Source organism: Mesorhizobium sp. M0478 (assembly GCF_040321305.1).
Lineage (GTDB): Bacteria > Pseudomonadota > Alphaproteobacteria > Rhizobiales > Rhizobiaceae > Mesorhizobium.
This window is the reverse complement of the sequence record NZ_JAMYRH010000010.1, coordinates 169,069-188,882: the sequence shown is the minus strand read 5'-3', so window position 1 is coordinate 188,882 and position 19,814 is coordinate 169,069. Positions and strand designations below refer to the sequence as shown.

27 protein-coding genes are annotated in these 19,814 nt (G+C 56.6%); 11 read left to right on the top strand and 16 right to left on the bottom strand.

From position 1 onward, the window contains the following. Positions 1–12: 12 nt before the first annotated feature. The gene (locus NKI64_RS23055) at positions 13–213 is read right to left on the bottom strand and encodes a hypothetical protein (protein ID WP_352670182.1); all 201 of its coding nucleotides are present in this window, start codon (positions 211–213) and stop codon (positions 13–15) included. Positions 214–344: 131 nt separating this feature from the next. Between NKI64_RS23055 and NKI64_RS23050 the strand changes: the two genes are divergently transcribed. Then, positions 345–905, top strand: a complete 561-nt coding sequence (locus NKI64_RS23050; RefSeq protein ID WP_352670179.1) for a recombinase family protein — start codon at positions 345–347, stop codon at positions 903–905. Positions 906–1,098: 193 nt separating this feature from the next. Here NKI64_RS23050 and NKI64_RS23045 read toward each other — a convergent pair whose 3' ends face one another. The 4 genes from NKI64_RS23045 to NKI64_RS23030 form a co-directional block, all read right to left on the bottom strand. Then, entirely contained in the window at positions 1,099–1,512 is a 414-nt protein-coding gene (locus NKI64_RS23045; RefSeq protein WP_352670176.1) for a VOC family protein, read from the bottom strand. Positions 1,513–1,587: 75 nt separating this feature from the next. Next, a complete protein-coding gene (locus tag NKI64_RS23040) occupies positions 1,588–1,986 on the bottom strand; it encodes a globin domain-containing protein (RefSeq protein ID WP_352670173.1) in 399 nt (132 codons plus the stop codon). A gap of 29 nt (positions 1,987–2,015) precedes the next feature. Then, complete coding sequence (locus NKI64_RS23035) at positions 2,016–2,615, bottom strand: hypothetical protein (RefSeq protein ID WP_352670170.1); 600 nt, start codon at positions 2,613–2,615, stop codon at positions 2,016–2,018. A 47-nt stretch (positions 2,616–2,662) separates the two neighbouring features. Further along, positions 2,663–3,391: a hypothetical protein gene (locus NKI64_RS23030; protein WP_352670168.1), complete on the bottom strand. Its 729-nt coding sequence runs from the start codon at positions 3,389–3,391 to the stop codon at positions 2,663–2,665. Positions 3,392–3,687: 296 nt separating this feature from the next. On the opposite strand from NKI64_RS23030, the gene NKI64_RS23025 reads away from it, so the two are divergent. From NKI64_RS23025 to NKI64_RS32160, 3 genes are all read left to right on the top strand, one after another. After that, positions 3,688–4,464: a hypothetical protein gene (locus tag NKI64_RS23025; protein ID WP_352670165.1), complete on the top strand. Its 777-nt coding sequence runs from the start codon at positions 3,688–3,690 to the stop codon at positions 4,462–4,464. A gap of 268 nt (positions 4,465–4,732) precedes the next feature. After that, the gene (locus tag NKI64_RS23020; RefSeq protein ID WP_352670284.1) at positions 4,733–6,364 is read left to right on the top strand and encodes a recombinase family protein; all 1,632 of its coding nucleotides are present in this window, start codon (positions 4,733–4,735) and stop codon (positions 6,362–6,364) included. 90 nt (positions 6,365–6,454) lie between these two features. Further along, complete coding sequence (locus NKI64_RS32160) at positions 6,455–6,865, top strand: hypothetical protein (RefSeq protein ID WP_502901392.1); 411 nt, start codon at positions 6,455–6,457, stop codon at positions 6,863–6,865. Here the strand turns inward: NKI64_RS32160 and NKI64_RS32155 are convergent. The 4 genes from NKI64_RS32155 to NKI64_RS23000 form a co-directional block, all read right to left on the bottom strand. After that, on the bottom strand, positions 6,860–7,036 hold the full coding sequence (locus tag NKI64_RS32155; protein ID WP_502901396.1) for a sunset domain-containing protein: 177 nt from the start codon (positions 7,034–7,036) through the stop codon (positions 6,860–6,862). The two genes, NKI64_RS32160 and NKI64_RS32155, sit on opposite strands and share 6 nt — an antisense overlap. Before the next feature lie 272 nt (positions 7,037–7,308). Then, positions 7,309–7,638, bottom strand: a complete 330-nt coding sequence (locus NKI64_RS23010; RefSeq protein ID WP_352670162.1) for a hypothetical protein — start codon at positions 7,636–7,638, stop codon at positions 7,309–7,311. 17 nt (positions 7,639–7,655) lie between these two features. Then, on the bottom strand, positions 7,656–8,159 hold the full coding sequence (locus NKI64_RS23005; protein WP_352670159.1) for a hypothetical protein: 504 nt from the start codon (positions 8,157–8,159) through the stop codon (positions 7,656–7,658). Next, on the bottom strand, positions 8,156–8,512 hold the full coding sequence (locus NKI64_RS23000; protein ID WP_352670156.1) for a hypothetical protein: 357 nt from the start codon (positions 8,510–8,512) through the stop codon (positions 8,156–8,158). The genes NKI64_RS23005 and NKI64_RS23000 overlap by 4 nt, the downstream gene beginning before the upstream one ends. A 118-nt stretch (positions 8,513–8,630) precedes the next feature. On the opposite strand from NKI64_RS23000, the gene NKI64_RS22995 reads away from it, so the two are divergent. After that, complete coding sequence (locus NKI64_RS22995) at positions 8,631–8,897, top strand: helix-turn-helix domain-containing protein (RefSeq protein WP_352670278.1); 267 nt, start codon at positions 8,631–8,633, stop codon at positions 8,895–8,897. A 44-nt stretch (positions 8,898–8,941) separates the two neighbouring features. On the opposite strand, the gene NKI64_RS22990 is transcribed toward NKI64_RS22995, so the two are convergent. Both NKI64_RS22990 and NKI64_RS22985 read right to left on the bottom strand, forming a co-directional pair. Continuing rightward, entirely contained in the window at positions 8,942–9,307 is a 366-nt protein-coding gene (locus NKI64_RS22990) for a DUF3768 domain-containing protein (protein ID WP_352670153.1), read from the bottom strand. Positions 9,308–9,388: 81 nt separating this feature from the next. Then, on the bottom strand, positions 9,389–9,997 hold the full coding sequence (locus NKI64_RS22985; protein WP_352670150.1) for a hypothetical protein: 609 nt from the start codon (positions 9,995–9,997) through the stop codon (positions 9,389–9,391). Between the two features lie 567 nt (positions 9,998–10,564). On the opposite strand from NKI64_RS22985, the gene NKI64_RS22980 reads away from it, so the two are divergent. Genes NKI64_RS22980 through NKI64_RS22970 form a run of 3 tightly spaced genes read left to right on the top strand, consistent with a single transcriptional unit; the run spans position 10,565 to position 13,535 of the window. After that, on the top strand, positions 10,565–11,263 hold the full coding sequence (locus tag NKI64_RS22980; RefSeq protein WP_352670147.1) for a hypothetical protein: 699 nt from the start codon (positions 10,565–10,567) through the stop codon (positions 11,261–11,263). Between the two features lie 16 nt (positions 11,264–11,279). Next, positions 11,280–12,527 carry an MBL fold metallo-hydrolase gene (locus NKI64_RS22975; protein WP_352670144.1) on the top strand — a complete coding sequence of 416 codons (1,248 nt, stop codon included), beginning with the start codon at positions 11,280–11,282 and terminating at the stop codon, positions 12,525–12,527. A 30-nt stretch (positions 12,528–12,557) separates the two neighbouring features. Then, positions 12,558–13,535, top strand: a complete 978-nt coding sequence (locus NKI64_RS22970; protein WP_352670142.1) for a hypothetical protein — start codon at positions 12,558–12,560, stop codon at positions 13,533–13,535. Between the two features lie 326 nt (positions 13,536–13,861). Here NKI64_RS22970 and NKI64_RS22965 read toward each other — a convergent pair whose 3' ends face one another. Next, a complete protein-coding gene (locus NKI64_RS22965) occupies positions 13,862–14,947 on the bottom strand; it encodes a DUF3616 domain-containing protein (RefSeq protein WP_352670140.1) in 1,086 nt (361 codons plus the stop codon). Positions 14,948–15,307: 360 nt separating this feature from the next. On the opposite strand from NKI64_RS22965, the gene NKI64_RS22960 reads away from it, so the two are divergent. After that, positions 15,308–16,447: a glycoside hydrolase family 25 protein gene (locus tag NKI64_RS22960; RefSeq protein ID WP_352670138.1), complete on the top strand. Its 1,140-nt coding sequence runs from the start codon at positions 15,308–15,310 to the stop codon at positions 16,445–16,447. Positions 16,448–16,517: 70 nt separating this feature from the next. Here NKI64_RS22960 and NKI64_RS22955 read toward each other — a convergent pair whose 3' ends face one another. Further along, positions 16,518–16,775, bottom strand: a complete 258-nt coding sequence (locus tag NKI64_RS22955) for a DUF982 domain-containing protein (protein ID WP_352670136.1) — start codon at positions 16,773–16,775, stop codon at positions 16,518–16,520. A 495-nt stretch (positions 16,776–17,270) separates the two neighbouring features. Between NKI64_RS22955 and NKI64_RS22950 the strand changes: the two genes are divergently transcribed. Then, positions 17,271–17,729 (top strand): hypothetical protein, encoded by a 459-nt coding sequence (locus tag NKI64_RS22950; protein ID WP_352670134.1) that lies wholly within the window; start codon positions 17,271–17,273, stop codon positions 17,727–17,729. Between the two features lie 105 nt (positions 17,730–17,834). Here the strand turns inward: NKI64_RS22950 and NKI64_RS22945 are convergent, their stop codons facing one another. After that, positions 17,835–18,044 (bottom strand): DUF768 domain-containing protein, encoded by a 210-nt coding sequence (locus NKI64_RS22945; RefSeq protein ID WP_023669673.1) that lies wholly within the window; start codon positions 18,042–18,044, stop codon positions 17,835–17,837. A gap of 28 nt (positions 18,045–18,072) precedes the next feature. Continuing rightward, the gene (locus NKI64_RS22940) at positions 18,073–18,234 is read right to left on the bottom strand and encodes a hypothetical protein (RefSeq protein WP_023669672.1); all 162 of its coding nucleotides are present in this window, start codon (positions 18,232–18,234) and stop codon (positions 18,073–18,075) included. A gap of 148 nt (positions 18,235–18,382) precedes the next feature. On the opposite strand from NKI64_RS22940, the gene NKI64_RS22935 reads away from it, so the two are divergent. Continuing rightward, positions 18,383–19,135 (top strand): pseudouridine synthase, encoded by a 753-nt coding sequence (locus NKI64_RS22935; RefSeq protein ID WP_352670275.1) that lies wholly within the window; start codon positions 18,383–18,385, stop codon positions 19,133–19,135. 22 nt (positions 19,136–19,157) lie between these two features. Here the strand turns inward: NKI64_RS22935 and NKI64_RS22930 are convergent, their stop codons facing one another. Continuing rightward, positions 19,158–19,739: a histidine phosphatase family protein gene (locus tag NKI64_RS22930; protein ID WP_023687390.1), complete on the bottom strand. Its 582-nt coding sequence runs from the start codon at positions 19,737–19,739 to the stop codon at positions 19,158–19,160. Between the last annotated feature and the right edge of the window lie 75 nt (positions 19,740–19,814).

Sequence of the window (19,814 nt, the reverse complement as noted above, 5' to 3'; positions counted from 1 at the left end):
CCTAGCCACATCTTAAACCAGTCCGCCTGATAATGGTGTGAAGGACCGGGCCTCCTCCTCATGGTATTGTCGCGCGACTGCCGATAACCGCGTGGTCGATTCTGCTTCTGCTTCTGCCCCTTCCTGCTTCGCCTGCCAGCCGCGTTTGCCTTCCTTGGAAAGTGATGCATCCGCCTTCTCGCCCGGAAGCGGCATGGCAAGGGCAAGCTTCATGTCGACAAATAAACATCAGGGTATACCCCGGCGTGACGTAACAAGCTCGTGGCCTTCATGCGTAACATCGGAGTTGACAGCGACTATTTGTGACAAGGTAGCCTCGGGCCTAAACCTTGAGGTGACACTACATGAGCCGGATAGGCTACGCTCGCGTCAGCACGATCGATCAGGACCTCGACACCCAAATAGCCAAGCTGAAGGCCGAAGGGTGCAACATCATCCGATCGGAAAAGGTCTCTGGTGCCAGCCGCGATGGCCGGGCCGAACTGGCGACCATCATCGACTTTTTACGGCCGGGGGATGAACTGGTCGTGACACGGTTGGACCGGCTCGGCCGCGACACGCGCGACGTCCTGAACTTGATCCACGAATGCGAGGAAAGAGGAGCTTTTGTCACAGTCCTGGACCCTCATGTCTCGACCCGTGGAGAGATCGGCCACATCGTGCTGACGGTTTTGGGGATGGTGGCTCAAATGGAGCGTCGATTCATCAAAGAACGGCAGCGTGAAGGCGTCGAAAGGGCCAAGGGCGCTGGCGTTTATCGTGGTGGGAAAGCTCGGATTGACCGCAGACGCATATTCGAACTGTATAGCAGCAAAATTGGAGCTTCCGAGATAGCTAAGATCATGGGATGCTCGAGGATGCAGGTGTATCGCATTCTCAAAGAACCGCCGGGCGTCTCTATCTAAAACGAGCGCATTCTCGAACCGGTTATAGAGACAACCACCTCCGACAGCTTGACATCGCTTCTATCGCAAACTGTTCGCGCAGACTTCCCTTTGTCGTGTCCTATCTCGGCTCCTGCTAGGCGCCGAAGTTTATGAGGATATTCCGGCTGCCGACTTTGGACCGCCTCGGCCGGACACCTCCATTTTGAGCGCACTAATAATCTGTGTCCGCTCGCCATCCTTCTTCGAAGGTTATGAAGTGGAGTCGTACGCCCGCCGGATCCTGGCACACGAAAAAACGGCCCCGAGTTCTCGATCTGATAGGTGACACTCTCACACCGTTGGTTGCCAGATGTTTCCAGAGGGCATCGATATCTGCCACTTCGAAGGACAGGTATATACGCGGTTCGTTCGACGGCTCTTCAGCCACTTGATGGACAGCTACGTTTGCTGCGCCACCATCGTATTCAATCCAGTCTTCCCCGAACCGCCTTCTAATGGGTAGACGCAACAATTCGCCATAGAATTGTTCGAGGCGCCTGCCCTCGCTTGTCTCAACGAACGCAAGCTTCAGTCTAAGCCCGAAGTCGCGTTTTGCGGTCCGCTTGCTCACGACTTTTTTTGCCATCTGATTGGCGAGACTTAACCGCCACCTTCGAACTTTTTTGGCGCCACAAACGACTGCCTACTGGATGGCAAGAGGTTATGCCGAACGCATTGCTGAGAAGATCTCATCACACGCGTTCGACCAAGCCGCCTCAATCTGTGAATTGAACTGCCTGCCTAGGCGATGACGCAGGACCTCCATAAGGGCGAATTTTGCATGATCGTAGTGGACATCACGCACCCCATATTTCCTATGTCGCGATCCAAGCTGGGACGCGCGTCTGCTCATTTCCACGGGATTGCCCAAAGTATGGACCAACGTACTCAAACCGGTAGTCAGTCTCATAAACTGGTCCCGCTTGGTGACATGAAACAGACCAATTACGTCTGGCGCCCGCTCAATGAGGTTCTCGTAGAATTCTTGTGCAACCGAGTCTGCTGTCAGGCCGAGTTTCCTGAAGCTATTCTCTACTAAAATAACTTCCTGAGCATCCACGATACAAATCCCCAATGGCCCTCTAGGGTTCACGGCCTCGTCATGATTTGGTCTGGTCTAATCTCTTTCAACTCCACCATTAGATTTTCGTAGAAATTAAGCCAGACGTGGTCAATCAGACCGCGTACAAATATTTCACCAGTCTCGGCCACAAAAGCTGATTCAGTGGTTAGGAGGAACGTATTTTCCCCCGCGTCTTCGAGGCGAATCATGACTTTGGCTTTTTTCTTGTCAAGAGGCCCAACATCCCCAAGGCCATCAAGGTCTCCAAACGGATCGGGCACACCCTCTTTGAGGATAACATCTGGTGGGCTGAGCGTGTATCGAACTAACATAAATCTTGGAGTGGGATCGCGCTCCTCGACGTGTTCTACAGCGTAGAATTGATTGATGGGAACCATTTTTGCTATTGGTTCCCTAGGAATTGTAGAAGATCCTTTGATGATCGAAAATAGGCGCACGTGGGTTGCTGGATCGGCGAAGAGTGCAAAAGCCGTATCCCTCGCAAGAGGAAATTCTCTTGACATGCGGGTCGCTACAATCAACGGATTGTCATTGGGCAGTGGTTCGTAGTGCACATTTCGTGCTCGCGCGATTCTCTGCAATCTTTCTTGGGGAAGCGGCTTCATGGATCTACTTCCGCTTAGTATAGTAACAAGATCTCGTTTAGCCCAAATCAACTGTAACCGCTGTCACGAACCTCAGACAAGTTTTGCCCGTCTTTCGCTGCCGATGCATATTTCATGGCGGCGGCGAAACCAAGACAATATTGCTTAGCTACCGTTCGCGCCACGTGGCTAACTCGCCTTTGAAGGGCAAACGTCGTACAGTACTTAGATACAATATCTTTGCCGATGCCAATATGTCTCGGTTCGTCTGGCATTATCTGCTCAACATACACGTTAAAGGTTTCGGGGTCATACTTCGCCATAGGCGCCATGATCGAAGCTAGAAATAATCCTTCACCAATAAAATTAGACCCAACAAAATATTCTGCTGGATTCGTCTGTTTATCCATGTAATCAAAAGCGGCGGACCACTCATAAATGGGCTCATCCCAAAACACCAGCGGAGGAGCGCCCCATTTTCGGAGTTGATCTACTAAGACCTTCGTATGCTTAGCTTCATCATAAATTTGCTGTCCAACTCGATACACTAAGTCAACGTCGTCCAATCGCTGGATTTGACGAGAGAGAAAATGAGTTTCTCTAAACTCCGGATAGACCCCGAGCTGCAGCAAGAAAATGATTTCCGGGCGCTTGTGCGCCTCAGTTGCATGTTCGTTCGCTAAGAAGACGGGCTGACCAAACCTACCTTCTCTAAGCCCGACGAGAGCTTCGTCGCGAATGCTGGAGAGCTCAGCAATAAATTCTTCCACAGGAAGGGGATCTGGTGCAACCGACATCAGCAACTCCATACCTTAGGCAGGATGCTACAATGACTATTGGCTTGATCTTATATATGTCTCACGTTGTTGCCTTCAATGCAAGTCGGTAATGTACTCGTCGTTTGCATCGAGGTGGCTGGCACGGGGCGCAATGCCATCCTAGGTTCGCCTGTGCCGACTACGCTGGACAAATTTTGAGCTCGCACGTCGGTAAGCTGCTTGGATACTTTTTCACGAACGGCTAAGGCCTTGTTCCAAGCTTCGACGCCTTTATTGGGAGAGCGTCGGCTTCAATTAGCTGCGGGGAGGGCATTGTGGGGGCGTATTCCGGAGAAACGATCAAACAATTCGAAGAGGCTTACGAACAATGGGTCCCCCGCCAAGAAAAATTGATGACGGCCTATATGGTTCAAGCCTATCGAAGTGAGAAGGCATCCGAGTACGCGCGGCATGGATTGTCGAGGCGATTGCAAAGCCTTCGTCACGGCATCGATCGCGCGTTTGAAGCGATACCGCCGGAAGCGGAGGAGCCTCCAAGCCGCGATCAGCTGATGGATGCTACTGCCTTTATTCACTCATTTCTGGTGAGCGTCTACGGTGGCTTGGACAACATCGCTCGAATTTGGTGTTGGGAAGCCGAAGTGAAAGACGGGAAGGGAAGACCTCTCGCGGACGGGCAAATTGGCCTCGGCCCCAAAAACACAACGGTTCGGGATAGCCTCTCGAACAATTTACAGGACTACCTTAAAGGCGCTGCTCACTGGTTCGAATATCTAGCAAACTACCGCCATGCGGTCGCCCACCGGATACCGGTCTACATCCCTCCAAAAACGCTTAGCAATGAAGACGGCGACGAGTGGCGAAGGATCGAGGAAGAGCTTGTCCGTGCCGCGAAAGCCGGGAACTTTGATGAGTATGATGCTCTTTTTTGCGCCCAGAAGGCTTTGGGTCGTTTTGAACCTGTAGTGACACATTCATTTGGAGAAAATGCGAGACCTGTCTGGCTTCATGGGCAAATGCTTTGCGATTTCTCTACTGTCATCGAAATCGGCGAACACATGCTAGAAGAATTGAACGGGTTGGACAGCTGAGAGACCCGTCCACTAAGCCATTGTCCAAGGCCGAAGTCGACCCAGATCAATCCGGCATCGGCGAGTCCCGTTGTAGGGGTTAGAATCAGAGGTTATCCACGCGACCGATATTCCCTTATGCTGCCGCAATCTTCGATGGGGAGTCCAGGATTATAAGTCCTTGCCGCAAAGCGGGCGCAACATTAACACCCGTGGCCGCTCGGAACGTTTGCTCCAGCACATAGTAGATGTAATATGCGCTTTCGCCATCAGCGTCATTCCTGCCGCAATGAAATACAGCTCACGCGGAGGTACTATAGTGGCTGAGCTTACAACCGATCTCCGTGTTCCGGCTGCGCAGTACCTCCGTATGTCAACAGAGCATCAGCGATATTCTTTAGAGAACCAGATGGCTGCCATCGCGGAGTATGCCGAAAAACGGGGATTCGCGATCGTTGATACCTACGCCGATGCCGGTAAAAGTGGCTTAACCTTGAAGGGAAGAGATGGCCTGAAGCAGTTGTTGGCTGACGTTGTGACCGGCCAACACACCTATTCTGCCATTCTCGTTTTAGACGTCAGCCGATGGGGCCGCTTTCAGGATACGGACCAATCTGCGCATTACGAATTCATCTGTCGGGACGCCGGGGTCGCGGTCGAGTATTGCGGCGAACCATTCGAGAACGACGGCAGTATGGTCTCGATGATCGTTAAAAACCTGAAGCGGGTGATGGCCGGTGAGTACAGCCGCGAACTGTCTGCCAGAGTCTCAAGGGCGCAAACACAGCAAGCGCGTCTTGGGTTTAGACAGGGCGGTGGGGTGCTCTACGGCGTAAGACGCCTGTTGGTCAGCGAAGATGGAGAGCATCGATTTCTCCTGGGTTTAGGCGAGCAAAAAGGCCTAAGCACAGATCGCGTCGTCTTTGTGCCCGGTCCACCGGATGAAATCACAACCGTGCGCCGCATTTTCCGGATGTTCGTTAGCCAGCATCGAACAACGACAACCATCGCCTGGAAACTGAACCTTGAACGTGTCCCTTCAACACACGGTCAGCCTTGGACCCAGAGGCGCGTCAGGACCCTGCTCACAAGCGAGTTGATGATAGGATACTACGTCTACAACGTACGAACGCGGCGGCTGAAAGGGCCGTCCAGACGAAATCCTGCCGACCTATGGATCAGAACGCGGGTAATGGATCCGATTGTTGACCCAAAACAATTCGCGAAGGTCCAACAGGAGATGAGACGCAAAGTCGGCAATGCCTATGCGAAGACGGACATGATCGATAGGTTGAGGAGGCTTTTCAGGGAGAAGGGAAAGCTCTCTCAGGGAATAATTGATGCCTGTTCATACACTGCTTCTTCGAGTTCGTATGTTAACCACTTTGGTAGTCTCGTAGCATCCTATGAACTCGTTGGATATAAATGCCTTTGGCAGCAAGGTCTGAGATATACCGATGACTATCTAATCGAGGGGATACGAAGACTACATACCAAGTTCGGATATGTCACAGCTAAAATGATCAATGCAGACCCAGACCTTCCAGTGGCTCGTGTGCTCACGTTCCGATTTGGTTCGTTAATGCGGGCCTATGGGCGGGCAGGTTTTCCTTCAACTGTATCTGAGTCGGTTCGCGCGGGGATGAAAAGGGCGACGGCACATCCTCACTGCAAATTTAAGTGGGGACTAACGAATGATCAACTTCTGGATGGACTCCGACGGCTACACGAAAAATTTGGATATATTACCTCTTCTCTCATCAATGCCGACCCGGACCTTCCTGCGGCTAGTGTGTTCAGGTCGCGCTTTGGCTCGATACTCCAAGCCTATGGGTTGGCAGGATTCCCAACTACCCGCTCAGAGTCACGCTCAGGGGCGCGGAAAAGAGAGAGGGCGATTTTAGAGGCGGCTAAACGCTGAGGTAAGCAAGACACTACTCGGACGAAAAGCCTTGGACTGCCTTCGTCGTCTGCATAACACAATTGGATATGTCACGGTCGCGCATATAACATGGAAGCTCCGGGCCTGGACGCGGTTCAACTAAGAACGGTGTCGGAGTTAATGTCTATTTGTCCTTCGCATCGACCTTGTGGTGAGGCGATCAAGACAGCGGACAAAGTCATCGATAGAGAACTTCCCCATGCGGCCCGTGACAATGGCGGAGACGTCGGGCTGTTTTATACCGAGCATTTCAGCCGACTTCGCCTTGGTCAGGCGGCGGCGTTTAATAGTGGCACGGATTTCGCGGACCAGCTCGGCCTTGAGCAATTCTTCGTCGGGATTGTCAAAGCCCAGGTCCGCAAACACGTTCCCGCTGCTCATTTCGGCGGTAATTTCTTCTCTCATGGCTTTGGTTCTTTCCCATTTTTCGCGGCAGTGCTCCTCGGCCGCCTTCAACCGCGCCGTCAGGCCGTCTCATAACTTTGCCTTCCGCCATCCAGCCCACCAAGCCTCCCACTGGGAGCAGAACCAGCGTTCCCCACGCGCCGGGTTTATGCGTGTAGCCGAATAGTATTCCTGGCCGGGCACATGATAGATACGCTCCCCGCGATCATTGATGTTTCCCTTGATGTCACAGCCCACGCTGCGCATGGCGACGGAGGTGGTTGACGTGCCGGGATAATGAACGTTTGAAAGTGAGTGCCGGGTGCCTGTCGAGACATAAGCGAGGGACGCCATGCCAAGCAGCGCCAGAGAAATAGGGAGGCGAGCGCGCAGAAGCAAACGCCACCAAGGCCTTCGCCGTCTAACCCACGGCTGAACAGAATTGCCCATAGCCATCTCCCGCAGGGAGAATGCTTCCGTCTCGGAAAAGAGTCTAGAGAGAGCGTCGTTGACTTGTGCTGGGCTGTCGCCGCCCCTGTCTAATCGTGCAGGTCGAAGAGAACGGCTCTTCCGCTCTGTGAGGCCATTAAGACCACCCTTTCACACAAAGGATTGTCCTCGCCCAATTCGTCCAGCTCTTCCTTTAGGTCAGGGCGCTTCGTTCGGATAAATGCCACGGCTTTCTTCAGGGAGACGATGTTGCCCTGAATGGCCTCTTCTATGGCCTTTTGAATAACTTGTTCAACAGATTTTGCACCGCGTAAGACCTCCCAAAAACCTCTCTGTACTATTCGGTAGCCCACAACCGAGCGTTGGCGGCCGGTAACGTGAATTACAAGATGCATCAAAGCGAGAAATACTAAATTCATTGATTCCCGCGATCGGGCTACTCACCTTCAATGGGTTCGCAGGGAATATCGGTCGCGTTGACAAACCTCTGATTGGCCTTGTCCCAGTCGGCGGCCGCAATCTTTGACGGAAAGTCCAGGACCACAAATCGCTCCTTCGCCCGATGCTGCAAAACGGGCAAGATCATCAGGTTGAAGGGTACCTCGGCCTCCGGCCCTTTCAGTCCGACGAAGCCCGCGAGTAGCACATTCGCCAGCGAGTCTACGCCGGTGCCATCGGCTGCAATTGTTGCCTTTCCCGCATCGCTTGGCCTTGCCGCCTTGCCATTGACATACAAATTCCCCTCGTCATCAGCAGCAAACGTCCAAGCCTCCTCCTGTTCCTGTGGTCCAGGAATGCTCATCAAACGACTGTAGGTGACATAGCACGTCATGCCTTTAGTCATCTGAGGGGTGTTGGAAAGATAATCACCTGCCGTTTGGGCGGCGGCGGGCGAGAGCGGTAATGTGAGCACGAGCGCCAGAGTTGCCAGCCGCTTCATTGCTTTTGTCCTAGCGCGGAAGCGATCTTGCCTTTGCGGGCGCTACGCCACGCGAATAAGGCCATGGCCGCTAGAATCAGGTCCGCGAACGCCCAAATCTTCATGTCGCCGAACGAACTCGCGGCCAGGAAGGCGAGCAGGCTTCCCAGCACGAAAACGATCGCCGAAACCAACGGCAAGCCGAACGCGAAAGCCCCGCCGACGAAGAAGAGCAGGCCGACAAACACGCCGACTGACCCAGCCCCGGCAAGGTCATGGTTCGACGTCAGATTTCCGCCGGTCGCGACCGCGCAAGACTGCAAAAGCACGACCAAGCCAAGCATGATTCCGATAATTCCGATTGCGACCTTCATTTTATTCCCCCCAAAACTGTAGGCAGCTGTTTGAACGAGCGTGTCGCGCTCTTCGTGCTAAATAGGGGACTGTCAGTCCGTCGATTGTCAAGCCGTTTGTATTGCTTTCTTGCCCACGATGAATGTGCGCAAGATCATTGGTTGGAACCTTCGCAAGCTCCGCGTGGAGCAGGGTCTGTCGCAAGAGCGACTGGCGTTGGCAGCAGACATCGATCGCGCGTATGTCGGCCGTGTCGAGCGCGGGTCTGAAAACGTTACGACGGACACTCTGGAAGCTTTGGCCGGTGCGCTGAAGGTTGCCCCCGCGGCTCTCTTGGCCGAGCCGCCTGCTGGCGCGCAGGAACCTGCCCCTCTGAGGTCGGGCAGAAAGCCCAAGGTCGGTTAGACGGGCGAGCCACCGGACGCCTGTGCACTGTGCGGAGGTCAACATCAGTACTCCTCCGGCAGCATAATGGTCATGACTCTGATCGTGACGGCAGGATCAGCCGGGTCCGGCGATAAGTTTGTCATCGCCCGGTCGTAGGTATCGATTTTCCAGAAAAGCTGGCGGTCACCGACGTGGAGCAATGCCGCGTCGTGATCGCCCCATGGGTCATTGCTGCCGTCAAAAGCATCGAATTTGGCGATTGCCTGCAGGATTTCGGCAATGTCTTTTGCAGGCAGTGAGGCGATGCCAGCTGTGAGCACAACGCGCCCGCCGACGCCGGTCTGCCGCAGTTGGTCGTTGAGGGTTTGAACGCGAGTCGGTTTTGCGACCGCATCTGTGCGATCGACGCGCGTCTTTGAGCGTGTCATGGCCAGTTCCTTTTTGATTTGAGATTGGTTCAGTTGCGCTTGGCGGGCCAGGACGTGGGCCCGGCCCGCTGCAAAGCGCTACTATTTCTTCGCCAGCTGCCGAGGGTGGATCAGCCCGAGCTGGTAGTAGGCACGATCAACCTGAGGCGCGTCCGGGTAGTCACGGAACTTCAGCGTGAACATCCCTTTTGCTTTGACCTTCATGATCCGAGCCTCGAAATACCCCTCGTCAGGGCCTTCCGACGCCAGAACGATGCTGCCGATCGCCAAACCGGCCCATGGGTCGGCCAAACCGCCCTGACCGCCGCCGCCATCGCCCTCGGCATTGCCTGCCACGGCCTCAGGCGAGCACGCTGAAGCGTTTTCGGCGGTTTCGAGGGCATCGGTGTCGGTCGAAGCCCGGCGCGGCTCGTCAGCGACACCCGCGAGGGCCGCGATGCGAGCATACAGATCGCCCTTGACGAAGGGCACGAACGCCTTGCCGCTGTCGAACAGCTTGCCGCGTGGTAGTCGCATCGAGATATCGACGGCTTCTCCCGGCTCAATACGGTGCGAGTGCATTCCCATCAGCTTCGCTGCATCTTCCGCGGCCTCGACATCGGGCAGTAGGAAGACCGAGGCATGAGCCTTGCTGGTCTCATCCCTTCCGAACACGATCAGCGAGGGGGTAGTCTCGGAGGCGACGCTCATTGCAAGACCTCCTTAAATGAAGAAGGGGCCGAAAGGCCCCCTTTGGTGTGCTGTGCTGGCTGCCGACACAAGGTGCCGGGTCGCTTTGTCATAGGCATATTTTAGCTCCTGTTAGCATCTGGCCTAACCGCGTCAGCCGACACAGCTCGCCGTTACCAGTATACAAGGAAAATATTCCTATGTCAATAATCCAAGCAAAATCAGCGCTTTAGCTCCGGCCGTTTCGCCATCAAGGTTGGAGCGGGCCACTAGGCCCCGGTGACATCGGCGTCGTTCAGCAACGATGGCTTACACTCTCTTCAGCCAATCAAATTCCGAGCCGCGCCGGTACAGGAACATCTGGATTGGCGGCCTTCGCGAAAGACGTCAGTTTCAGATTTTCCGAAAACCTGCCAGTAAAAATGGTTCTCGGACGATTCCTCCAAATTCTACATCTCATTGAATTTACTCGCTAATCCCATGTGCTAGTTTTTACACGCAGATTTTCTTGCATCACAGATCAGTTTTTCTTAGTAAATTGTACCCCACAGCCGATAAAGAAACGTGGGGCAAAAGGGAGTGAGCCTCATGTTTAAGACACCTTCGATCCCCGACAGCATTCGTCGGTTGAAGCCGCCGCTAGATTTCGTCAACCCGCTGCAAATCGGAATAGTTGGCCCGAACTTATTTGGCACGGAAACCCTGTGCGGAGATTGGGATGGTGATCTATTGCTGTTGGCGCAGGATTTCGCGCCCGCCGACGAAGTGCGAGCAGTTCTCAAAAAGCATGGCTCGAAAGGCGCTTGGCGTCACAATGACGGCGATGGTCGCTACGGCATTGGAATGATCACCAACGAGAACATTTGCCGTCATCTCGGAAGCTTCGGCAGAAACGTTGACCTCGCAGGCAGAAAATCGTTCGACAGTGGAGTGCTTTACGGCAACGCGTCATTCTTCCTCAAGGAAGGGAATGTCTCCCCAACGAAGGGGGTCAGGGCGTCGGCTTCGGTATTTGAGTTCGTGACCAAGAATATGCCGAACCTGAAGGTTGTAGCTTGTCTCGGAAAGCCTGCTTTCGAGGGTGTGATGGGCTGGCTGGGCAGTTCCGCTGATTGGCGAACGCATATGAACGCCCGGAAGCCGGTTAGGCACGGTCACTTGTCGATCTTTGCACTCGCTCATCCCGGTCAACTCGGGATCAACGGCCGACTGCCAAGTGCAACTTATTCAGAGCGACTTGCGGCCATCGCGGCTGATTGGAAAGCAGTGGGCAAGGCCCTGAGCTGAGGTAGGCTACCCGCCCATGAAGTTCTGCATTCATCGTGGCAGCAAACAGATTGGCGGAAGCTGTGTCGAGCTTGAACATGAAGGCAACCGCATTCTCGTGGACCTTGGGCTACCGCTTGATCAAGAATTTGACACGGCTCGGCTGCCAGAAATCCAAGAACTGGACGAACCGAATTCGAATATTCTCGCGGTTTTGCTCAGCCATGGACACCGCGATCATTGGGGATTGCTACCCAAGCTACCTTGGCCGATCGACGTCTACCTAGGTCGCAAGACCCTCTCGATTATGACCGCAGCGCGGCCTTTTGTTCCCGGCGGGTATGTCCCCGAACGGGCGATCACTTACCAGGATCGTATCCCTTTTAGTGTAGGGCCATTCGAAGTGACGCCTTATCTTGTGGATCATTCCGGCTTCGATGCATACAGTTTGCTGATCCGCGCTGACGGGAAATCGCTGCTCTATTCAGGCGATATCCGCTCGCACGGAAGAAAGGCAGCTCTCTTTCGGAAGTTTTTGGCTGACGCCCCCACCCCGGTGGGCGTACTGCTGATGGAGGGGTCGAGTCTTGGCCGACTGTCGCGAGAGCAGCGCTTTGACACTGAGGCCGCTATCGAGCAGCGTCTAGTTGAGACGATGTCGGCCACCGAGGGGATGCTTCTTGTGGCCTGTTCAGTGCAAAATATCGACCGAGTCGTTAGTGTCTACAGAGCGGCCAAGCGCTCAGGACGCCAACTCGTTGTTGACGCCTATGGTGCGGAGATCCTGAAGGCGACCGACACAGCCTCGATTCCAAAACCGTCAGGCGATTGGGATAACGTCAAGGTCTACATACCAAAGTTTCAACGGCGCTTGCTTGTGAAGAACGCGATCGCTCACTTGGTGGACGGTTATAGGGGAAGGCGAATTTTCCCTGAGAAATTGCCTAGCCAAGCTAGCAGGTCTGTAATGCTCGTCCGCCCTTGGATGCTGACCGATTTGCAAGAAGTCGGGGCTCTTGAAGGCGCTCGAGCTGTGTGGTCCCAGTGGGATGGCTACCTAACCTCAGAGTCGGGCATAGCCTTCACCGAGAAATGCCGAAGCCTCGAAATTCCACTAGAGACGATCCATACATCCGGCCACGCAGATATTCATGCGTTGCAACAATACGCAGCTGCGGTGAATCCAATTAGGCTGGTTCCGATTCATACCTTCTTCCCAAGCCAGTTCGGCGAGTTGTTCGATAATGTTCAGCTCTCGTCCGACGGGAACTGGGTCGAAATCTGAGAAGCTTTCCGGACCCAATAGAGGTGACTTATGTCTGAAATCGCAGCAGCTCTTCGATATCTCGACGAAGAATTTTTGATGGCGCTTGACGATCTGGCTAGGTCATCTGCGGGGAACTGGTGGCGTGACGTGTTGCTGCGACCTGACCTCGTCATAGCCATTCGCCGCAATTCGATTAATGTCTACAATCACGGTGCTTCGATCTTTAAGGTCGGCTGGAACGGCCGAGCTGTGTCGTTGTCCACACATGCCAAATATCTCGTTAAGCAGGAGCAAAACTATATCCCTCTGACCGACACTGGGTTCGAGATCACCATGGATAAGCTGTTTTGGCGAAACTATGCGGGACCCAAAACACTCGACTCGATGATAAAGGCCGCGAAGAAGCTTGCAGGATGGGAGAAGACCGAACTGCATCCGATGCTGGTCAACGATCCGAGGGTGATTGATGCTGAAATTGCTCTCGTTCGAGCGACAGAAGCCGAGAAAGACGAAGAGGAAGGAGAGAAAATCCTCGCCCCTCCGGCGGCAAGGCGACAGGATCGGCTGGATGCCGCGGTGGTTCGTGGCTCGACGAAAGGCCCCGTGATTACATTCTATGAGGCGAAGCATTTCTCGAACGGGGATTTGCGAGCGCTCGGCGACGCACGACCGGCTGTGCTGGAGCAAATTACGGATTATGAGACGGCCTTGTCTGGCAACGCCGCTTCATTGGCCGAAGGATATTTCAATGTCGCGCGAGCTCTGCTGAGGATATCCGCGATGCGAGCGCTTGTGGCGGGAGGTATCTTTGCAGTTCAAATTGATCCGCTAGTGAACAGCATCGCGGAAAGTTCGTCGCCGCCAATCATCGACAGCAAGCCCCGACTCCTGATCCTCGGCTTCGACAGGGCTCAGCGTGACGATAAGGGTTGGCAGTCCCATTTGGGCAAATTGAAGTCGGCGGAGATGCTAGGCCCTGATCGCGTAAAGGCTGTCGGCAGCCCCAACCGCAATACGCGGTTTTAGTGACGGCAGAGAGGTCAGGCATAATTTCCCTTGTCGCGACAGAACCATATTCCTTCGGCGTATGATCTACACGCGGTCAACGACATCGATTCGACTTTTACACCACATCGGTGTTACACAGGTCGCAAATCGGGGCTGCCCCGGCTATTGATTTTGCTAGGTTTTTTCTGCGTTCTGCCTTTTCCGCCTCTGGGCACCATCACCCTAGGGTCCATTCCGGACACATAGCTGAGCAATGCCTCCGCGCTGCACATCGCGGTGTCAGCGCCGCCAGTGAGTTGAACTCCGCCTGCAGCCATCCGAAACGCCGCGCCGATTAGCGCCGGTTATTTCAGTCCGAACTCGACCGGCGTCGGCTGACCGCCGGCCGGCCCATCGAACAGCAGAAGCGCGCGCAGCCTGCCATCGGCCTCGCCGAGCGGCAGCAGCGCTTCCGGCTTGATCTCGGCGCCATAGCCTTCGAGATCGAGAAGCTTATCGGCCTGATCGCCATCGGAGAACACTGAGTAGTCGCCGAGCTTGATGGGCTGGCCTTCGGGCGGGTCGTTGACGGGACCGGCGAGCACGAGCAGCTTTCCCTGATAGGCGAGAAGATCGCGCACGCCGCGCGCATGTCCCTCGCCGTCGACTCCGAGTTCCAGCTTCAGCAGGGTCGCGCCGCCCGCCCCGTGATCGAACAGCATGCCGAGCGGCACCGACAGGATGACGGCCCGGTTGCCCTCCAGAACCGGCCCGCGCAGCCCCGCCAAAAGGGCGCCGTCGCGCACCGCCACGCCCTCTATGGTGAGGCCGTTTTCCTCAAGCGGGCTTTGGGCGAAGGGCGCGAGCTCGGGCTGGGCGCGCACGATTGCCGGCAGTTCCGTCGATCGCCTCTTTTCCGGCTCGGCCATGAGCTTGCCGGTCGTCATATCGATCGAATCGGGCGCAAAGCGAATGCGGAAAATCTCACTGCTCGCCATGACCCTCGCCTCGACCTCGGCGGCGGCGTCGACGCCGGATTCATGGCGCGGCCGGCCATGCGAACCTATGACGTAGAAGGCTCCGCCGGCGAAGGCCACGCCCTCGGCGTCCAGTTCGAGAGGCTTGCCGACGAAACTGTCGTCGATCAGCCGCACGAAATCCCCGGCGATCAGCTTACCGTCCTGCAGGATGATGATCTGTGCCCCTTGCGTCTCGTCATCGGCAATGAGGCAAAGCCGCGGGAAGCCACTTTCCGTCGCGCAGGCAATGCCGCTCACATCTTTGGAATTCTTGCTCTCCGATCCCTCGAGATTCTTCGGCTTGCCTGTCAGCTTGCCCTGGATCGTCCAAGGTTGCGGAGCCTGCGCAAGCGCCGCTCCGCTCCAGCCAACCGCCAGGCACGCAGCCACAAGCGAGGCGCTCAGTTTGCGAGAGTCAATCGACCATGTCATGGCGCTCAATCCATCCGCCGGCCCGTCAAGAACATGCCAAACGCGCGATGCGGCACAGCCGTCGGGAACGGGTGGAGCAGACGATTGACTTGCTTTGTCCGTTTTGAACAGCTTCTTCCGAAGCGCGTCGTATTTAAACGGGATCCTGCGACGCACTTCAAGTCTTTGTCTCGATACACGCTCAATTCCTTCCATGGCATTCAGGTATTTTCGAAGACGCTGAAATAGCCACTGGATTTTTACAATAGATCAAATTAACCTTCTCCTGTCGGCTTCTCACTTTTGAATGATCGTTGTCTATTTTCGTGCGGCGCAGTAGCACTGTGCTGGGCAAATTCTGATATTTATGAAGGCACTGGCATGTCAGGCATTGTGCGCGTGTGGATTTTTGGAATATCGGTGCTTTTCCCGATCGCCATGAATTCGCCGAGTGGCGCGAAATCGCTCGAATGTACCTATGAGGGGCAGGCTGGCGTCGATGGCAGCCGGCTTATCGAAATCAACACAGAGCATTCGAACTATTCTTACCAGATGGTCGCATCAAACCCCGAAGATCTTGAGGCAGAGGGCAGCACTTCCTCTGACGCCACATTCGTTGAACTGGACGGCGCCCTCGCCGCTCTCGTTCATGCGAAAGGTTTGATGCAAGGGGGCGAAATCACCACCGAGACGCCGGCCCTCACAATTTTTTACGCCGGAGCGGACGGTAAGTTCGTGGAGGTGACGGACGGGGCCATCGCCAAGGGTACCTGCGTGGCCGGCAATGGCGAGGAGGCTGCACGGCAAGAGGCGCCTTCCGATACTTCTGATCCTTTTTCAGCGCCTTGGGAAAATTCGCAGAACGCAATCGTGCTCGATCCGTTCAAGGGCAACGGCATCGTCTGGGACAAAGTAAAGACGGACCGGCGCGTCGCCGCGGTTATTCACAAGGCGACGCAGGGGCTCGGCAGAGATTCCGCATATGCCACCCGCAAAGGCGAGGCAAAGGCGCTCGGTCTCAAATGGGGCTCATACCACCTCCTGACAAAAAGCGACGTTGACCGGCAGATCAGCAACTACCTCCAGGTGGTCGGAAACGATACGACAGAGACCCATGCCGTTGATGTGGAATGCCTTTCCACGTCCTCAGACTGCCAGGATGGAACGTTCAAGGTCACTTTCGTGCAGATCGAGAGCGCGCTTCGCAGGATGAAGTCGGAGACTGGACGGTTTCCGCTGCTCTATGTGAACCATTCCGTCGCCAAAGAGCTCTCCCGCCACTGGCACGGCTCGACCGAGTTCGGCGGCGTCCCGCTCTGGTATGCACGCTTCAAGCGGCACGTAACCGACTTCCCCGAAGGGCCTTGGCACGGCTACACGCTCTGGCAATTCTCCAGTGAGATAAACTGCTCTGCTGCTTCCTGCCCATACCGAGTACCGGGGACCGACCCTGACATGGACCTAAATGTCTACGGGGGGACCGTTGCGGCACTTCAGGCAGCGTGGCCTCTCGATCATTGAGTAGGCCGGGAAGCCACGGCCTGTGCCCCACAGCACGATTTGAACTGACTTGAGCGGTGGCCGCTCAAGCCTAGGCGTCGCGTTCAACGAGGATATCGGCCTCGATCGCCGCATTGACGAAGGCAGCGCGGGCATAGTGCGCCTCTTTCAGGCCTTCGAGAACGCCGAGGCAGGCCTTGCGGGCGGCGACGTGATAGCGGCCCGTCTTCGCGGGCCAGCGGTTCATCAGGATATCGGCGGCCTGCGCCACGCGCTCCACCTTGTAGATGGTGTTTCCGGACCTGCCGAGCGCCACGCGAACCGGCTCATCGAAATGCTGGTCTTGCATGCTTCCCCTCCCGAACGCGATCGCGAGTCAATTCGGCATGCACTGAAATGTTCCAGAAACGAAAGAAGCCCGCCAGCCTGAGCCAGCGGGCTTTCTGTTGATCAGCAAGTCTCGCGCTCAGTGGAGGTCTGTATCAAGTCTCGTCAGTGGATGGCGGAACGTCAATGGTTCCGCCGCCACCTGACGTAGGCGAAGCAACATGCGCCGCAAGTTTGCCCTTCCGGTGCAGGACCGGCTTTTCGTATACTTTTTTCATTGAAATATGCCCCAAGGCCAAACGCCCGGCGCAACCCGCGCCTCCATCAGCCCAATGTCAAGCAAATACGAAAACCGGCGCAACGCGAATGACAGGCTTGCCGCGATAGGAGATGGCGGAGTCCAACATTTGCCGCCCAATGAAATCACTTTGCGCCCATCGGCCAAATGGCGGATTCGCTTTGCTTGGTGATCCCCTCTCCCTGGGGCAAACTGCCTGCCGGGGCTGCAGGAGGAGAAATGCGAGCACGCGCAGCTACGATCGGCGATCTCGAAAGTGTCTTCCGTGATCTGTCCACGCGGATGTCGGACGAGTATGTGGCCGCCGGCAAGGACAGCAAGGTCGCCTACGACAATCTGATGATGAATTTGAAGGAAGGCCGAGCGCACGCGCTGGTCGAGGGCGACAAGACGGTGGCGATCGTCGCCTGGCACGAGAACAGCGACGCCGCCGACACGCTGTTTGCCGCGCAGGAGGGTTTCTTCAGCGCCGCGACGGTCCGCTTCTGCAGGCGCCACATCCGCCACATTCAGGCGCTGGCCGGCAACCTTCCCATCCACTCGCGCAGCTGGCTGCAGCGGGCCGACGTCGGCAAATGGTTCCGTGTCATCGGTTATGTCGAACGCGGCCGAGAGAACGGCGCCACTGTGTTCGAATTGCCGCCGGCACGGGGAGCGTCAGTTGCGCGGGCTGCCTAGGGCTGCGCACCCACGGATGCCATCACGGAAAAGCCCCCCGCCAAGATGGCGATGGGCCGATATTCGCCTGCGATGGGCTCATATCGGGGGCTCAGATGTCGGGGCTCAGATATCGGGCTGATCCAGCGCCTCGAAAATCACCCGTTCCAGCGGACCGAGATCCTCTTCGATCTCGCTGACCTCAAGGCCTAAATGCCGAGCGTCCAGGGCAGCTCGCGTGGTTAGGGTTCGAGCCGTTGCCTTGTCGGCAGGCAGTTCGCCCGGCAGGTGCTCGTGGATCCAGCCCTGCAGGAAATCAACGCCGCGCTCGCTCATCGATTTATCCCTTCCGTTATCTTGGGGATCATTCCCCCAGAATGACCCCAGAAGCGACGATCTGAGCCGTCAGGCTGGTGAGCCTGCCTCGCTTCACGAGCGTCGGCTTTTGGTAGATTTTCTTCATGGCGGTGCCTTTCGCGACAAATCGCTCGTCGGCAACAACGTCCGTCGCGGGGCAGCGTTCCATGGCGGGCTGTTGAGCCCGACCCCCTGACACATCGTATTTGAGAACAGCCCCGCTCCCGCGACCCGTGATGTTGATGCCGCGGCAGGTTGCGAAGCCAATGCGGGGCGTGGCATTTGTCGATGCCGATCATTGGGATGGCAAGCAGGACATGGCACGGCCACCAGACACCGCCCAACACCAGACCGCGAGCGCAGGCGTCAGCCTGAACCGGGCGCTTTCCAAACTCGGCCTGTGTTCGCGCAAGCAGGCCGAGCTGCTGATCGCCGAAGGGCGCGTGCGGGTTGGCGGCAAGGTGGTGCGCGATCCGTCGCTGCGTGTCGATCTCGGCCGCGACCGCATCGCTGTCGACGGCGAGCAGATCGTCGGCGAGGCAAAAGTCTACCTGATGATCAACAAGCCGCGCGGGCTAGTCACCACCCGCGACGACCCACAGGATCGCGGCACCGTCTATGACTGCCTCACCGGGCTCGAGCTGCCTTTCGTGTCGCCGGTCGGCCGCCTCGACAAGGCCAGCGAAGGCCTGTTGCTGATGACCAACGACACGCGCTGGGCCAACCGCCTGCTCGATCCGGCCTCGCATGTCGCCAAGACCTATCATGTCCAGATCGGCACCGCGCCCGACGAAGCGATGCTGGCGCGCTTTCGCGACGGAGCGATCGTCGACGGCGAACTGCTGACCGCAAGTTCGATCGAGCTGCTGCGCAGCGGCGGCCGCACTGCCTGGCTGGAAATCGTGCTCGACGAGGGCCGCAACCGCCAGATCCGCCGCCTGCTCGGGGCATTCGACATCGAGGTGCTGAGGCTGGTCAGGGTGGCGATCGGCGGTTTGCAGCTCGGCGAACTCGCCAAGGGCAAGGCGCGGCATCTGACATCGGAGGAATTGGCGGTGCTCGCGCGTTAAGAGGCAGGCTTGCCGCGAAACCCTACTTCTGGTTCCACCTGCGTATCACCGGCTCGCTCAGATCGTGCTCATAGCCGAGGATGCTGAGGCTCGCGGTATCAAGTACGAAGTGCGCACCGCCTTCGGGTGGCAGACCGAGCCAGCGCGCGGCCAGCACGCGCAGGAAATGCGAGCTTGAAAACACCAGCACATTGCCCTCGATTGCCCGCAGCCCGGCGATGATCCTGTCGGCCCTGGCGCCGACATCCGCTACCGACTCGCCGTCGGGACAGCCGTCACGGAACAATTGCCAGCCGGGGCGCTGCACAAGAATCTCCTTGGTCTTAACGCCCTCATAGGCGCCATAGTCCCATTCCTGCAGGTCGTCCTTCTTGACGGCAGCAGCGCCGAAGCCGGCAAGCGTGCAGGTGCTGAAGGCGCGCTGCGACGGGCTCGACCACACCGCCTGGAAGGACAGATCCTTGAGCCGGTCCGCCACGCCGCGAGCCGCCGCCTCGCCCTTTGCCGTCAACGGTATGTCGGTGCGGCCGGTGTGTTTTCCCGAAGCGCTCCACTCCGTCTCGCCGTGACGGACCAGATAGATCTCGGGGTATGCACTGCTCATTCGCCGGCCTTTCGGTTGAAAACCGCCGACATCCTAGCCGGGAAGCTTTGGCCAACACCAGCCGCCATGCGCGCC